Source organism: Candidatus Stoquefichus massiliensis AP9 (assembly GCF_000455285.1).
Taxonomy (GTDB): Bacteria; Bacillota_I; Bacilli_A; order Erysipelotrichales; family Coprobacillaceae; genus Stoquefichus; species Stoquefichus massiliensis.
Genome location: NZ_HG005288.1, coordinates 68,335 through 84,386, shown reverse-complemented (window position 1 = coordinate 84,386; position 16,052 = coordinate 68,335). Strand labels below are relative to the sequence as shown.

The 16,052-nt window shown below is 26.2% G+C and carries 15 protein-coding genes; all 15 read left to right on the top strand.

Annotation, left to right across the window (positions count from 1 at the left end; genetic code table 11):
* Positions 1 to 874, top strand: an 874-nt coding sequence (locus BN350_RS19945; protein WP_049945537.1) for a sensor domain-containing diguanylate cyclase, incomplete at its 5' end; no start/stop codon positions are given.
* Between the two features lie 47 nt (positions 875 to 921).
* Entirely contained in the window at positions 922 to 1,470 is a 549-nt protein-coding gene (locus BN350_RS08120) for a TetR/AcrR family transcriptional regulator C-terminal domain-containing protein (RefSeq protein ID WP_028043151.1), read from the top strand.
* A gap of 303 nt (positions 1,471 to 1,773) precedes the next feature.
* Complete coding sequence (locus BN350_RS08115; RefSeq protein WP_028043150.1) at positions 1,774 to 2,280, top strand: transcription termination/antitermination NusG family protein; 507 nt, start codon at positions 1,774 to 1,776, stop codon at positions 2,278 to 2,280.
* Positions 2,277 to 2,774 carry a transcription termination/antitermination NusG family protein gene (locus tag BN350_RS08110; RefSeq protein ID WP_028043149.1) on the top strand — a complete coding sequence of 166 codons (498 nt, stop codon included), beginning with the start codon at positions 2,277 to 2,279 and terminating at the stop codon, positions 2,772 to 2,774. Before BN350_RS08115 ends, BN350_RS08110 begins: the two co-directional genes overlap by 4 nt.
* A 161-nt stretch (positions 2,775 to 2,935) precedes the next feature.
* On the top strand, positions 2,936 to 4,171 hold the full coding sequence (locus BN350_RS08105; protein WP_028043148.1) for a DegT/DnrJ/EryC1/StrS family aminotransferase: 1,236 nt from the start codon (positions 2,936 to 2,938) through the stop codon (positions 4,169 to 4,171).
* On the top strand, positions 4,171 to 4,782 hold the full coding sequence (locus BN350_RS08100) for a sugar transferase (RefSeq protein ID WP_028043147.1): 612 nt from the start codon (positions 4,171 to 4,173) through the stop codon (positions 4,780 to 4,782). The genes BN350_RS08105 and BN350_RS08100 overlap by 1 nt, the downstream gene beginning before the upstream one ends.
* 30 nt (positions 4,783 to 4,812) lie before the next feature.
* A complete protein-coding gene (locus tag BN350_RS08095) occupies positions 4,813 to 7,749 on the top strand; it encodes a metallophosphoesterase family protein (protein ID WP_028043146.1) in 2,937 nt (978 codons plus the stop codon).
* On the top strand, positions 7,746 to 8,399 hold the full coding sequence (locus BN350_RS08090) for an acetyltransferase (RefSeq protein WP_028043145.1): 654 nt from the start codon (positions 7,746 to 7,748) through the stop codon (positions 8,397 to 8,399). The genes BN350_RS08095 and BN350_RS08090 overlap by 4 nt, the downstream gene beginning before the upstream one ends.
* A gap of 314 nt (positions 8,400 to 8,713) precedes the next feature.
* Positions 8,714 to 9,856 carry a glycosyltransferase gene (locus BN350_RS08085; RefSeq protein WP_028043144.1) on the top strand — a complete coding sequence of 381 codons (1,143 nt, stop codon included), beginning with the start codon at positions 8,714 to 8,716 and terminating at the stop codon, positions 9,854 to 9,856.
* Positions 9,857 to 9,985: 129 nt separating this feature from the next.
* Complete coding sequence (locus BN350_RS19940; RefSeq protein WP_196802954.1) at positions 9,986 to 10,435, top strand: glycosyltransferase family 2 protein; 450 nt, start codon at positions 9,986 to 9,988, stop codon at positions 10,433 to 10,435.
* Positions 10,436 to 10,476: 41 nt separating this feature from the next.
* On the top strand, positions 10,477 to 11,028 hold the full coding sequence (locus BN350_RS19935; protein WP_049945536.1) for a hypothetical protein: 552 nt from the start codon (positions 10,477 to 10,479) through the stop codon (positions 11,026 to 11,028).
* Positions 11,028 to 11,987, top strand: a complete 960-nt coding sequence (locus tag BN350_RS08075; RefSeq protein WP_044600234.1) for a DUF6625 family protein — start codon at positions 11,028 to 11,030, stop codon at positions 11,985 to 11,987. Before BN350_RS19935 ends, BN350_RS08075 begins: the two co-directional genes overlap by 1 nt.
* Positions 11,984 to 13,063 carry an EpsG family protein gene (locus tag BN350_RS08070; protein ID WP_028043142.1) on the top strand — a complete coding sequence of 360 codons (1,080 nt, stop codon included), beginning with the start codon at positions 11,984 to 11,986 and terminating at the stop codon, positions 13,061 to 13,063. Before BN350_RS08075 ends, BN350_RS08070 begins: the two co-directional genes overlap by 4 nt.
* A 517-nt stretch (positions 13,064 to 13,580) precedes the next feature.
* A complete protein-coding gene (locus tag BN350_RS19930) occupies positions 13,581 to 14,543 on the top strand; it encodes a glycosyltransferase family 2 protein (protein WP_049945535.1) in 963 nt (320 codons plus the stop codon).
* Between the two features lie 11 nt (positions 14,544 to 14,554).
* Positions 14,555 to 16,051 carry a hypothetical protein gene (locus BN350_RS08060; RefSeq protein ID WP_028043141.1) on the top strand — a complete coding sequence of 499 codons (1,497 nt, stop codon included), beginning with the start codon at positions 14,555 to 14,557 and terminating at the stop codon, positions 16,049 to 16,051.
* Position 16,052: the final 1 nt, after the last annotated feature.

The following is a 16,052-nucleotide window of genomic DNA, read 5'->3' as shown; positions in this document are numbered from 1 at the left end:
GGATTTAGAAAGTCGCATTCTTTATGTGAATAGACAATTTTATCAAAAACATCCAGAATTTAAAAACAATCCTGAATCAGTCATTGGTAAGACAGATTTTGATTTATTTCCTGATTCTGTAGAACATGCGAAGCAAGCTTATGAAGATGAACAAAATGTTATGAAGACTGGAAATGCTATTAATATTTTTGAAGTAGAAGGAGTTGATCAAAAAGGCTCTTTTAAGATTGCTCATACACGTAAATACCCAGTGTATAATGATCATAAAGAATGTGTAGGCATATTTATTGTGACTGAAGATGTAACGAATGATTTATCTATTGTTAAGGAGAGTCAAGAGAAAAATAATCAGTTAATGAAATTAAATAAAGCCTTAACACAAGAAAATACAAAAGATACATTAAGTGGTTTATATAATCGACGTTTTATACGTGCACAATTGGATTCACTCTATCAGCAATATCAAGAAGAACAAGTACCATTTTCTATTATCATGATTGATTTAGATAACTTTAAACAAATTAATGATACTTATGGTCATGCTTTAGGAGATGCAGTGATTCAATATGTAGGAGAAATTCTTATGAATATTAAGAGACAATATTATCCTACGATTGATCCTTGTCGTTATGGTGGAGATGAATTTTTAGTCATTATTCCTATATATCAAAAAGAAGGAGCGCTAAAAATAGCAAAAGATATTTTAGAAGCTTTTGAAAGTCAAATATTATATTTAGGAGAATTTCATCAAAATATTAAAATGAGTATAGGAATAGCAACAATAGAAAATGAAAGTATTCATCAGTTATTAGAACGTTGTGATCAGTGTTTATATCAGGCAAAGAAAAGTGGTAAAAATAAGATTTATGGATAATGGCTAATGATAGATCAATAAGGTATAATAAAAGACGAGGTGATGACATGAATGAACATGAACAAACAAAATATGTTTTTGCACAAAGTGCAAAGGATTTAATGGATAAGCAGTCTTTAGATAAAATGACAGTGACAGATATTGTAAAACATAGTGGTATGACAAGACAGACATTTTATCGTTATTTTCAAGATAAATATGATTTAGTAAACTGGTATTTTGAAAAATTAGCTGATAAATCTTTTCGACAGATTGGAAGCTCCTCTACTTTAAGAGAAGGATTAATTAAGAAGTTTACTTTCTTATTAAATGATAAAGTCTTTTTTATGCAAGCTTTTCAGTCTAAAGATTATAATAATGTAGAAAACTATGATTATCAGTGTATATTAGAGTTTTATACAAATATTATTCAAAAAAAAATAGGTGAAATACCACCAGATATTATGTTTTTATTAGATATGTATTGTCATGGTTCTATTACTATGACTGTTGATTGGGCTATTCGCGGTATGCAAGAATCACCAGAAGTATTAGCTGACTTATTTATAGATGCCCTGCCTCCTAAATTAGAGAAACTATTATCAGATTTACAATAATATAATGACAAAAGTCATCCTTAAAGTATATTACTTTATAGATGACTTTTTATATTTTATCACAGAATACAATATTCTATGAAACAGATTATAACATAGTTGAGTTAATTTTCAACCCGAATTATTAAATTTTGATTGTATTCAGTAGAAATCAATATAAAAATGTCGTTATTGAATAGCAATGATTTCATTACAAATAAATCAATATTATAAAATGATTAAATTATATCTATGATAAAGATAAAACAAGCCATTATTTTCGCAGAATATTGTATTCTACGAAAAATGGATGGGGGGAATGATATGTTCTGGTATGTAGCACATGTGAAGAGTAATCATGTAAAACAAGTCGTTACTGCATTAAACAGACAAGAAGATATAGAAGCGTTCATCCCAAAAAAGGAAAGATGGTTTGGTAGAGGTAAAATCAAGAATAGTTATATTATTCAAGAACTTTATCCAGACTATGTGTTTATCAAAAGCAAACTTAATAAAGAAGAATTTGATAAGATGTTTAAAGAGTTCTTTCATACGATTGATGGTTTGATTGAATTACTTCATTATGAAGATGTCTATCCTTTAAGTTATGATGAACAGGTCTTATTAGAGAAGTTATTTGATAATGGACATGTTATTAGGCATACAGTAGGGGAGAGTATTAATTCAAGATTTGTAGCAATTTCAGGACCACTGAAAGGATTGGAAGATAAGATTATTAAGGTTAATCGGCATAATCGTTTTGCGACATTAGATTGTGGCATTTTTATTGGTAAGTTTACAGTAGCAGTGAATGTGGTAAGAAAAGTATGAATTGGTATGTTTTGTATACTTTAAGCCAAAAGACCAATAAGATTCTTAATAATCTTAATCAAAAAAAGGGATTAGAAGCTTTTGTTCCTCAATATGAAGTTTGTAGTCGTGATACGAAAGAACTTTTATTAAGAACTATGTTTGATAATTACATCTTTGTAAAAACTTCATTAGATCAAGTTGAATTTTCTACTTTATTAATGAAAATGAAAGATATTAATGATGGTCTTATTAAACAATTAAAGAATAATGAAACATCTGCTTTAAGAGCAGATGAGATAGAATTCTTTAATCAAATATTAGATCATGATTATATTGCAAGAATTTCACACGGATATAGAGTTAATGGTAAAACAGTTGTTACTGATGGACCATTAGTTTCTTATGAAAATCACATTGTGAAAGTTGATACACACAATTGTTGTGCATATCTTGATTTAACATTCTTTGATAGAAAAATCAAGGTAGGTATAGATATTAAAAGTAAGAAATAATTGAAGCGATCGGTAACCCGCCTTCAATTATATTCGGAACATAAAATATGAGTTTTTATGGGGTAGGGGGAACTATGCTTTCTCATCCATAAAAACTCATAATGAACAGGTGAAAACCTGTTTTTTTGTGTTCATAAAAATAACAGAAGAGGAGGGGAAACATGAGTTTTAAACCATTTCAAAATAAAGTATGGCTATCTTCACCAACGATGCATGGTGAAGAACTAGAATATATTATAGAAGCGTATAGTACTAATTGGATGTCTACAGTAGGGGCTAATATTAATGAGGTTGAAAAATTGACAAACAATTATATTGGGTGTAAGTATTCAGTTGCTTTATCAGCTGGAACATCTGCACTGCATATTGCAATGAAATTAGCCGGAGTAAAACAAGGTGATTATGTTTTCTGTAGTGATATGACTTTCAGTGCGACTGTGAATCCCGTTGTTTATGAAGGTGGTATTCCTGTATTTATTGACAGTGAATATGAAACATGGAATATGGATTCGAAGGCATTGGAAAAAGCCTTTGAATTATATCCTGATGTAAAGGTTGTTGTGATTGCAAACTTATATGGTACACCTGCCAAGGTGGATGAAATCATGGCAATATGTCAAAAGCATAATGCAATACTTATAGAAGATGCTGCTGAATCTTTGGGAGCAACCTATAAAGGACAGCAGACTGGAACATTTGGTACTTACAATATTATTAGCTTTAATGGCAATAAGATTATTACTGGATCAAGTGGTGGCATGTTATTGACTGATGATGAAGAGGCAGCCAATAAAGCCAGAAAGTGGTCAACCCAGTCAAGAGAGAATGCGCCATGGTATCAGCATGAAGAGATAGGCTATAACTATCGTATGTCCAATGTTATAGCAGGAGTAGTAAGAGGTCAGTATAAACATTTAGATGAGCATATTGCTCAAAAGAAAGCCATCTATTATAGATATAAGGAAGGATTCAAGGACATGCCAGTTTCCATGAATCCTTTTATTGAGGACGTTATGGAACCTAATTATTGGTTATCATGTTTAATTATTGATAAGGAAGCTATGTGCAAACAGGTCAGAGGTGAAAAAGAAGTCCTTTATATATCTGAGCCTGGCAAATCATGTCCAACTGAAATCCTAGAAACTCTAGTAAAGTATAATGCAGAGGGTAGACCAATCTGGAAGCCAATGCATATGCAGCCAATATTCAGAATGAATCCATTCATTACAAAAGATGGCAATGGAAGAGGCTTATCCAATGCATATATTCAAGGCAAGGAATCAGTGATTGTTAATGAAGATATCTTTGAAAGAGGATTGTGTCTACCATCTGATAACAAAATGACTGTAGAAGAACAGGATATGATTATAGAAATAATCAAGGAGTGTTTTGAATAATGTATGCAAAGTATATAAAAAGAATATTGGATTTTATTCTTTCTTTATTAGCAATCATTATCCTAAGTCCGGTACTGTTGATAGTTGCACTATTAGTAAGAATAAAACTAGGCTCACCAGTTATCTTTAAGCAGAAAAGACCAGGACTTCATGAAAAGATATTTACTCTTTATAAGTTTAGGACAATGACAGATGAGAAAGATGAAGATGGTAATCTACTGCCTGATGAAATAAGATTAACAAAGTTTGGGAAACTATTAAGATCAACAAGTCTTGATGAACTGCCTGAACTTTTTAATATACTCAAGGGTGATATGGCAATTGTAGGACCTAGACCATTGTTAGTTAAATATCTTCCTTTATACAATGAACATCAAAAACATAGACATGATGTCAGACCTGGTTTTACTGGCTATGCACAAGTGAATGGTAGAAATAGTATAACATGGGAAGAAAAGTTCAATTTAGATATTGAATACACACATAAGATATCTTTTCTGATAGATATAGAAATTATATTGAAAACAATTAAGGTTGTTTTATTTAGACAGGGGATTTCATCTGAAACATCAGTGACAATGGAAGAATTTAAAAAAATAGATAATTATTGATAGATTTAATCAAAAAGGGAGGAATATATAATGGATAATGTTGAGTATGGATGGCTTCATATCTCAGATTTGCATATTTTTGAAAACTTAGAGTGGAAAAGTCTTAAAGGTTCTTTTATCCGATTAAAAGAAGAACGTAAAATAAATTTTATTATAATAACTGGTGATCTTCATGAATTTAATACAGGATATGAAAAAACATTAGTATTTCTTAATCAATTGTCGGAAGTGTTAGGTATAAAGAAAGAATTCTTTTATATCATCCCAGGAAATCATGATGTAGATGAATATTCAGGAAAAAAAGGAGATTGTGAATATATCCATAATCATATTGATCAAGATCCGGAGTGTTATAAGGAATATTTTACAGATATGAGATTATTGCAGTCTTTTATTACTTTTAATAAATTTATTAAAGACTTTTATGGTGATGATTACTCTAAAATTTATACAAAGTCACCAGAACAAGTGAATATTAGACAATATAAAAACAAGTTATATATTATTCATATAAATAGTGCGCTAATTAGTAATGGGAATAATAGATTACGTCAAATTGTAGATATTAATGAAATAAGTAACATTGAGAATAAGTTGGATAAAACTATACCAAGAATTGTAATAGCACATCATCCATATGATAGAATATATGAAAGTCATCAAAAGTTTTTATTAAGATATTTTACTGATTGGAAGTTAAGTGCATATCTTAACGGGGATGAACACAGAGAAAGAATAATATATCAAGAAAATTTAAATGGAATTACTTTTCCTTGTATTACATGTAGAAAAACTGGTGTAGAAATAAAAGATTCTTATTCTTATATTGGGTGCCTTATTTACCAAAAATTAAAAAATAAAGATGAAGTACAAGTACATTTATATGAATGGAATAAAAATAAAAAAAGATTCGATCGAGACAATAAATTTGATTTTGATAATAATACACCTGTGTCATTTAAACTCTATTTTTCTAAGGAATCAAAGCTAACACCAGACCAATGGTCTGAATTTGATTTTTTTGAAAAGATAGAATCAATTTGGCTTCCTGACGCTGAGAAAGCTAGAGGTAGTCAAACTCGATTTGAAACATATACAGCAACTCAAAAAATAAAAGACATTATTAATCGTAATTCTAAATATTACGGTATTAAAGCAGTAAAAGGAATTGGTAAAACTTTTGTGTTGCAAATTAAAAGAACAACTGTAGCAGCTAATAAAGAAAATATGTGTTTACCAATATTAAGGGATGGACCTAATCCTAATAATAATTGGGGAACAGATACAATTATTGTTGATACTCAGAAAAAAATAACATCATTTACAGATATAAATAACTTGATTGACTTATGGAAATATACGATTATTGTTTATGTATTGAATCAATTAATAAATATTGAAGATAATATTTCAGAAAATAAAAAATGGTGGGATGGTAACGCCAATACAACTCCTATAATAAAAAAATTAAATGAATATCTAGAAAATAATCATATTACAAATGAAACATATAATTTGTGTATGCAATCTGAATGTGATAATTTGGAAAGAATTTTTTCAAATATATTACAAGAAGATAATTGGGCTGAAAAGCGTTCGAATGACTTACAATATTTATTAAATTTTAAAAAAATTATTTCTAACTTTTTGAATAGCATTGATAAAAAAAGAGTCTGTATTTTTATAGATAAAGTTGATCAATCCATTAAAGAATTAAATGTGGAGCCACCACTAATGTGTGAAGAATGTTCAAAAAAAGAAAATATTATTAATTGTGATAATCCCCAAAAATCTGACTCATATTGTAATAGCAATCAAAATTGTAGTAATTGGTGCTGTTACGGCTGTGAAACATATGCAAGTAACTATTCTGATTATAATTTAAGAATATTTCCAAATATTATTAGCAAACGATATGTAAATATATGGCAATTTTTACAAGTATCCCTTTTAAAAGCAGTTGATGATTTAATGATTATATTTGGTGAATGTATTAATATTTTCTATACCATAAGAAATGAAGCTTTTAAAATATCAGATAATTACTTTAATGAACAACAAAAAAAGATTATGTCATCTGTTAGTGATTTATGGTATACAAAAGAAGAACAATATCAAATTTATTGTGAATGTATAAAAAATCAAAATGAGAATTTGTTGTTTGATAAAAGTTTAGTTAATCAAAATGTAGAAGAGGCATTTGTTGGAGTAAAAAAATTATGTAATCCCTATAATATTAATATGGATGAAACAGTATTTGAAAGCATTTATCGGCATTCATTTGATACTACAAGAGATATTCAGGAATATGCAGAAATGCTTACAAAAAATTTAGAAGAGATAAAAAAATTAAATTCGGAATTAGAACGTGGTAACAAAGTAAAAAAGTTAATTGAAGAAAAAGCGGGTAAACTAGCATATAATAAGGAAGCTTTGTCGCAAACAGATGAATATTGTTATTATATTGAGAAACAAAAAATTCTTCCTAATTTTTGGCAAAACCCTGATAATTTTGAAAAACTTTTATTGTTAATTGAAAAAAATCTGATGTTTTCTTCTGATTTAAAAAAAATATGTAAGAAGTTTAATGAGTTAAAGCAATGTAGTAAAAATGGGTGTGAGGATTGTCCTGCAAAAAATCATCCGTTCTCTGTTTTATATCAATTAGGAATGCTAGGAATTATTTTATATGATAATAAGAATGATAAGATTAAACAACATTTTATGCACTCTAAGGATATCACCTATATTCTTGGTGATAATCAACTTAAATTGAATAGTGAAACATTGTATGTTTTACATCCTGCATTAACTAAAAGTATAAAAAAACTAAAACAAATGGATATTTTGCATTTTAACGGTTTTATTATAGGAAAAGAAAATATTATTGAAACAAAAGATATAGAGGCATTATTTGCTGATAAAAAGGACAAAAATATTAATTTTAGGAAGAAATATTTCAGATGATAGAGAATACTATTAAGAAAATGATTATTATTGGGGCAGGTGGACATGGTAAAGTAGTTGCTGATATAGCAAAAAAAAATCAATATGAAGTTATAGGATTTATTGATGACAATGAAAATAAAAAGAAGAATGGAAAGTATGATGTTATTGGTACAATAAAAGATATAGATATGTATTTAAACAGCGATGATGATAAATACAGTAATCTATATTTTTTTGTTGCAATAGGAAACAATCAGATGCGTGAAGAAATTTCAAAATTGTTGATGAAAAAAGGTATCATTCAACCAACATTAATACATCCATCAGCAGTTATAGATGATTCAGTAAGTATAGGTGAGGGAACTGTTGTAATGGCTAATGTAGTTATTAATGCGGATACAAATGTGGGGAGTGCTTGCATTATTAATACATCGTCATCTGTTGATCATGATTGTATTATTGAAGACTATGTCCATATAAGTCCCGGAGTACATATTGCAGGAACAGTAAAAGTTGGCAAGCGTACTTGGATAGGTATAGGCACAAGTATAATTAATAATATATCCTTGAATGAATATGTAATAATTGGAGCAGGAAGTTCTGTTATCAAAGATATAGACGACAAAGGTATATATTTTGGAATTCCTGCAAAGAAAAATTATGGGTAGAAATTTAATGTTTGTGAAAAAAATATAAAAATTTAATAACAAAGTTTTATAGATAATTAAAGGAATATATCATTTACAATATTATAATTAATATGAAAAAAGAAGATATTGATTTAAAAATAAGAGTATTTTGGTTTCTACCTTAAGTTGGTGCGTTATCACAATAAATAATACGAAATATACACTTATTAATAACGATATTTTAAAACAATTACAAGATATTGAGACAACTGCTACAGTATGAAAATAAAGATTGTATTAGTTGATACATGTAAATCTAGTATATATGCAGAAATAACAGCGAGGAGAATTAAATGAATAAAAAGGTTTTGATGATAGCAACAGTACCTTCCATGATTGGACAGTTTAATATGAATAATATCAATATACTGATTGATTTAGGGTATGAAGTTCATGTTGCATGTGATTGGAGTGATACAAGCATATGGACCGAAGATAGAAAAAGTGATTTGAAAAAAAGTCTTGATAGTTTAAACGTTAAATATTTTCAAATAAATTATTCAAGATCAATATTTAACTTATGTAAACACATCATCGCTTATATGCAAACATTTAAATTATTACAAAAATACAAATATAGTTTTGTACATTGTCATACACCAATTGCGGGTACTATAGCAAGATTGGTGTGCAAGAGAAAACATATTAAATGTATATATACTGCACATGGGTTTCATTTTTTTAAAGGTGGTCCAAAATCGAGTTGGATAATATTTTATCCAATAGAAAAAATATTATCTAAATATACTGATGTTTTGATTACAATTAATGATGAAGACTATGCTATTGCTACGAATAAATTTAAGGCAAAAAAAGTTGTTAAAGTACCAGGGGTTGGTGTTGATGTAAATAAGTTTAAAAGAAATACAAAGGATAGGCTAAAATATAGAACATCTCTAGGATTAAGTGAAAATGATTTTTTAATACTTTCAGTTGGTGAGTTATCTAATAGAAAAAATCATTCTACAATTATCAAGGCTATTTTTCTATTAAACAATAAAAGAGTAAAATATTTGATTGTTGGTAGAGGCAATGAATTAGATAATTTGAAAAAATTAATAAATGATTTATCTATGCAAGATCAGGTTTTCTTGTTAGGGTTTAGAACGGATGTAGTTCAATTATGTAATTGTAGTGATTTGTTTGCATTTCCTTCTAAAAGAGAAGGGTTAGGATTGGCAGCAATTGAAGCAATGGCAACGGGATTACCAATTTTAACCTCAAATATTAATGGGATTAATGATTATTCTATTAATGGTATTACTGGTTTTAAATATTCACCAGAAGATATTGAAGGTTTTTCTAATGGGATTAAAAATCTTGAAGAAAGTAAAGAATTAATGAATTCAATGAAAGTTAATTGTGTTAATATTTCTAAAAACTACAGTATCGATCTAGTCAATGAAATTATGGAAAAACTTTATAAATCAATATAAGTATATCCTATTCTTGTCAGAAATATGATATTGGATAATAATCATATAATATGTTCTATAGTATTTTGAATATTAAAGTGTAATATATTAAGTTTTAAATAAAATATATATCTGAAGATGGAGGGAAAAATGTTAGTAAGTATAGTGGTACCTGTTTATAATGTAGAACAATATTTAAGTAGGTGTATTGAAAGTTTATTAGATCAATCTTATTCCAATATAGAAATTATTTTAGTTGATGATGGATCTACTGATAGATGTGGAAGCATTTGTGATAATTATCAATTAATTGATTCAAGAATTAAAGTTTTCCACAAAGTAAATGGTGGATTATCTTCGGCAAGAAATTGTGGAATAAAACATGTAAATGGTCAATATACAATGTTTGTAGATTCAGATGATTTTTTAGATGTGGATTGTATTAAAAAAATTTTAAGAAAAATTAACAAAAGTACAGAAGTAGTAATTTTTCCATATATCAAAGAATATAAAAACAAATCAAAAAAAGTGCATATTTTTAAGGAAAAAAATTTAAATTTTTCAGAAAAAAAGATAAGGATAATTTATTATCTATTTTAATCGGACCATCTTTAAAAGAAAAAAAATACAATCTTCTTGAGATGGACAGATTAAACACTGCATGGGGAAAATTATACAAAACTGACCTTATAAAGAATATCACATTTGTAGATACATCAAAAATTGGTATTGAAGATGGATGGTTTAATATAATGGTTTTTTCAAAAATAAAAGGCGATGTTATATATTTAGAAGATACATGGTATCATTATGAAAAAGAAAATTCAGTCTCGTTATTACATAGTTATAAAACGCAGTATGAAGAAAAAAGATGGCGATTCTATAATCTAGTTTCACAATATTTAGAAGATAATGAGTTAGGTAGTTATACAATTAACTTGAATAATAGAATAGTAATGGAATTATTTAGTATTATTCTTAATATAGAAAATTCTGATACGAACATTAAAAAAAAGGTAAATAAAGTGGAACAAATAATAAATACAAATAACTATAAGAAATTATTTGATACTTTTCAAAGTAATAATTTAAGTTTAATATGGATGATTTTTTTTAAAATGTGTAAAAAAGAGTTATATTTCGAAATTTTTATCTTTTTTAGAATTTATAAATTGCTGAGGGGAGTTAAATGATGAATAAAATTGCTTTTATTATACCTTATTATGGTAAATTTAATAATTATTTTAATTTGTTTCTAGCGTCTTGTGAAAAAAACAAGGATATATGTGATTGGATTATCTTTACAGATGATAAATCAGAATATCGATATCCAAGTAATGTTAAAGTCTACTATAATAATTGGACTGATATGCAAAATTTAATAAAAATTAAGCTTAATAATAGTTTTTCATGTAGTAGACCATATAAGCTTTGTGATTATAAGGTTGCCTATGGATATATATTCAGCGATTATTTAACTGAGTATGATTATTGGGGGTATTGTGATGTTGATTTGATTTGGGGAAATATTGCTACATTTATAAAGAAAATTAACATGGATATATATGATAAAATTTTTGATTTAGGACATTGTACATTGTATAGAAATGAAGATAAAGTAAACACAGCTTTTATGTTAACATTAAATGGACGTAGTAGGTTTAATGAGGTTTTTAGTGATGAAAAAAATTGTTCATTTGATGAAGAATATAATGATAGTATAAATTGTATTTTTTTAGAACATAATTTAAAAATTTTTAATGAATCTTTTGCGGCTAATACATATATGAAAACATCAAATTTCAGATTAACAAAAATGAATTCAAATTATAAGTATTATGTCGAAAAAAATTTTCAAAATTTATTTTTATGGGATAATGGAAATTTGTATCGATTTTATTGTAATAATAAAAAACTTATAAAGCTAGAATTTATGTATATTCATTTACAATCTAGAAGTATGAAAGTCAACATAGATTGCAATGATTTAAACAAAAAATATAAAATTATTCCTAATTCATTTGATTATTTAGAATATAATGATGTAACTCAGGATAATTTTAATAGAATTAAGAAAAAACATTTTAATCTACATTATTTTAAGTTAAGATCTAAGAATTTAAAAATAAAAATTGGTAGGTTGATAAAATGATAGTTAATGGATTAATTATTACACTTTCTTTAATAATTATGTCTTTCTTTCTCCATAAATATAAAATTGTTTATATTTTAGACTCTATATGGGTATTTGTTTTAATGGTTTTCAATAATGGTGGTGGCGACTATGTGGAGTATTATGGAATATATCAATCATATAAAAATGTGATTCCAAAATTTCTTTCTTCTGATTATTTATATGGTTTTTTATGTCATGTGAGTCAAAAATTAGGTTTTGACTTCGTTTTATTTAATTCAATAATTACAGCTATAGCACTAATAATATTTATTTTTATTATTTATAAGATGTCGACGAAGCCCTGTATTGTGATGGCATTATTTATGTTGCTACCTATGGTGGATTTTATACAACAAAAAAGAAACTTTTTAGCAAGTGTAATAATAATATACGCACTCTATGTTTTTAATAAGAGTAATAAAGATTTGAAGGATAAAATTCAATATTCTTTACTATGTTGTATTGCCGCTGGTTTTCATACAATAGGATATATTTACATTTTTTTAATTTTTATAGATAAAATTAAGAGAATATCTTTCAATTATCAAACCATCATTTTGTTTTCTGTTTCCATTTTTCTTATTCCATTTTATCCTTATATTGCAAGTTTGCTGTTTCAGTCAAGTAAAGTTAATTTATATTTTTATGACCTTTCTAATAGATTAAGTATTTCAAAAACAATGGTGTTTGTAAGTATTCAAATAATTTTCTTTGTATTACATTTCTTTATATTTAAAAATATAAAGAGTTTTAGAAAAAATGATTCATTAATTAAGCTTGATTATTTTATGCTTTTTTTAAGTCCTATTTATTATTATAATTCAACATTTTTTAGAATATATAAAAATATTATTGTATTTCAATATTCGGATTATACAATGCTTTTTTCTAGCAATGGGAAGTATTCCAAGAAATCGTTACAATTAATTTGTATTTATTTTATTTTTATAATACTTGTTTTTTTATTTAGTTATGTCTTATTTGGAGATATAGGAGCAGATGTGTTAATTGGTGGCATTTTTAAGTATAACAGTCTTTTAACATTGTTATAACTCTTTATATATAAAATAAGGTAAGCGTAGTCCTGCCAAGCAGATTATAGAGAGGTTGAACAGTATATGCAAATATTCATATGTAGTAAAAAATGGTTTCAGTACCTTGGATGTGGTCAATGATTTTATATGTCTGTTTACAACATATTTACCTTTTAACTGGAAATACTGCTGTGCTGCTTTGTATATTGGATTTCTATCTATAACGAATTTTAAATCCTCAGGTTTCTGTTTGAATTTACGAAGCACAGAAGGGAATGCATAAAAGTTTAAAAATTTAATAAGAAGTGATATAAATCTTGACCATGGTAATGATAATACATTCTTTCTATTGTGGTTTATCACTTATAATTATAAGGTGTATTACTTTTTTGTATAGAAAATCATGTCAGGTTATATATCCGTTCCTAGGGAGAGATTGATAAAAATATAGATAGTATAAGAGCTTCTAATGAAATTATCATTAAAATAATTAATTGTTTTTGACACTACCATATAGTCGAAGGAGGAGATAAAAATGTATGACTTAGTATCAGTGATAGTTCCTATATACAACGCAGAAAAAACTTTAGAGTTATGTGTAGAGAGTATTATTAATCAAACTTATAGAAAATTGGAAATAATTTTAGTTAATGATGGTTCATTAGATAACTCATTAAATATTTGCAATAGTTATAAGAAAGTTGATAGAAGAATTATTGTCATAAATCAAATTAATAAGGGTGAAGGTGCTGCAAGAAACGCGGGATTGGAGGTGTGTTCAGGAAAGTATGTTACATTTTTAGATAGTGATGATGAATTACCAAGTAACTCAATAGCGACACTTACAGAGAATTTTGATTGCCAATTAGTTATAGGAGGATTAAAGAAAAGAACAAAGAAATCAGAAAAAATATATTATCCATACCCAAAAAAGGTCAAAGGAAAAATTGAAATATCTAATGTAATAACTGACCCGAAATATATATATTTTATAAATTGTATTGCATCTAAATTGTTTTTAAATGATGTAATTATAACAAATAAGTTACAGTTTACAAGAAAAAAATATGGTGCAGATACGCATTTTATATATTCATATTTAAAATGTATTAATGATGTCAAATTTATAGATAGTATTGTATATATTGTAAATTCTGTAGAAAATTCTATATCTAATAGAATTGTTGTAGATTCGTGGAAAGAAATGGTCGAATTATATGAGTTAGGAGTTGAGGTAATAAATAACGAATGTAAAAAAAGTAAGTATTTATTACTACTTAGAAGTATAAAAACATCATTATTTTTAGAATATAAAATATCCTACTCTAGCTTTAAAAAAACTTGTAATTTAATTAATCAATACTTGTTACAAAACAACTTAAATAAATTAAAAAGGGAAGGGAATAAGTATGATAATTATATTTATTTTATGATAACACATAAATTATATATATTTATATATGCTATATTAATATTTAGAAATTATATTAGAAAGTGATGGTAACATAAATGCATTCACATAAAGCAATAAAAAATGTAGTAATTTCTTTAATTTATCAGTTTATAAATTTATTATTTGGTTTTTTTGTGCCTAGAGCCCTGATTTTTACTTATGGATCTGATGTAAATGGATTAACTTCTACAATGACACAAATATTAAATTTAGTTAGTTTACTTCAAACTGGAATGGTTGGAGCTTCAATATTTGAAATGTATAAACCTATAATTAATAACGATTTAGAAATTGAGGCATCAATATACAATTCTTCAAAAAAATATTTTAAAAAAATGAGTTTGTGGTTTTTATTAGTATTATCACTTATGATACCTTATTTATTATTGACTAATAGTTCTAAGATTACTTCATATGAAATTATTGTATCAGTTTTATTTTTAACCTGTAATTCATATATTAATTTCAGATTTTATACTTGTTTTGATATTGTTTTTTCTGCACATGAAGATAAATATTTAATTATTTATTCTCAAGTAATTGAAAGGGTTACATATTATTTTTTTATTATTTTATCTATTTCATTGAAATTAAACTTTATATTTATTTATTTTGGAATGTTAAGTGGAGGAGTGCTTAAGACGATATATTGTCATATACATTTTAATAAGACATATAAAGATAGATATAGAAAAATAATTCCAAAAGAATATAAGATAAAAAACCAATATTATTTATTTTGTAATCAAATTGTTCAGCAAGTATTGGAAAGTATACCTATAATACTTATTACAGGTATATATGATCTTTCTCATTCAAGCATTTATTCTATATATTTAATGATAATGAATGTAATTAAATTATGTATAAATACAATACTAAATGCATTGTCAGCAAGTTTTGGACAGAAAACTGTAGAGTTAGATATTGATGGAATTAGTGAGGTATATGATTTTTTGAATTTCATAATTTTCTTGATTACTGTTGTTTCATTACCGCTTTTTTCTGCATTAATAAATGGATTTATACAAATTTATACTTCTGGATTAAATCATATAAATTATATAAATACTACCATTTCGTTATTATGTATTTTTTATTTGATATCGTATGTCTTTTATTCTATTTCCGATTTTGTTGTTGTGAATTTAGGATTGTTTAAAAAGACATTTAAATCAACTGTATTTGTTGGAAGTATATCAGTACTTATTACTTTTATTTTTACAATTATTGACTTTTCTTGTACCTTTATTGGGTTAATTGTATTTTATATTATATTATCAGTATTAAGATTCCGAATAACAAGCTATAAATTAAATTATAAGTATAGATTAATATTAGGTAGAGCGGTACTTATTATTGTAATGTCTTTGATTTTTTACAGAATTTCATATTTAATTTTAATAAATTCATTAAAAATGTTTATATGTGTAGGAATGGTATCTTTAATCTTAATTCTTTTATGTACTATGATTTACTGTGTGTTATTTGAAAAAAGAAATTTGAAATTAGTAATATTTTTCTTGAAAAATAATTTTTATAGGAGGAATTGAA